Here is a 789-nt window from a genome sequence, read left to right on the forward strand (position 1 = left end):
TTACTAACATTGCGAGTGTGTCTGTGGATCAGAATAATACTAATGTGGATAATGGGTCTGATAATGAAACTATTAATGTGAGTAATAATGTTAATGTGAGTGTTGTTAAGGTTTCTAATACTACTGGGTCAGCGAATATTGGTGATATTATTACTTATACTATTACTGTGACTAATAACGGTTCTGGTAATGCTACTGGTGTGTTTGTGACTGATGTGTTGAATAGTACTGTTTTGAGTTTTGTAGGTAGTAATGGTTCTTATGATGATGTTACTGGTGTTTGGTCTATTGGTGATTTGGGTGCTGGTGAGAGTGTTGCTTTGAGTATTACTGTTGTTATTATTGGTAATGGTACAGTTATTAATACTGCGAGTGTGTCTGTGGATCAGAATAATACTAATGTGGATAATGGGTCTGATAATGAAACTATTAATGTGAGTAATAATGTTAATGTGAGTGTTGTTAAGGTTTCTAATACTACTGGTACTGCGAATATTGGTGATGTTATTACTTATACTATTATTGTGTCTAATAATGGTTCTGGTAATGCTACTGGTGTATATGTGACTGATTTGTTGAATACTACTGTTTTAAGTTTTGTAAGTAGTAATGGTTCTTATGATGATAATACTGGTGTTTGGTCTATTGGTGATTTAGGTGCTGGTGAAACGGTTGCTTTGAGTATTACTGTTGTTATTATTGGTAATGGTACAGTTATTAATACTGCGAGTGTGTCTGTGGATCAGAATAATACTAATGTGGATAATGGGTCTGATAATGAAACTATTA

The 789-nt window shown here is 33.3% G+C and carries 1 protein-coding gene; it reads left to right on the forward strand.

Annotated features, from left to right (window positions below; genetic code table 11):
- A partial coding sequence (locus tag MBFIL_RS04870) for a DUF11 domain-containing protein (RefSeq protein ID WP_157078676.1) occupies nucleotides 1-789 on the forward strand: 789 nt, incomplete at both ends.

This window comes from Methanobrevibacter filiformis (genome assembly GCF_001639265.1).
GTDB classification, from domain to species: domain Archaea; phylum Methanobacteriota; class Methanobacteria; order Methanobacteriales; family Methanobacteriaceae; genus Methanacia; species Methanacia filiformis.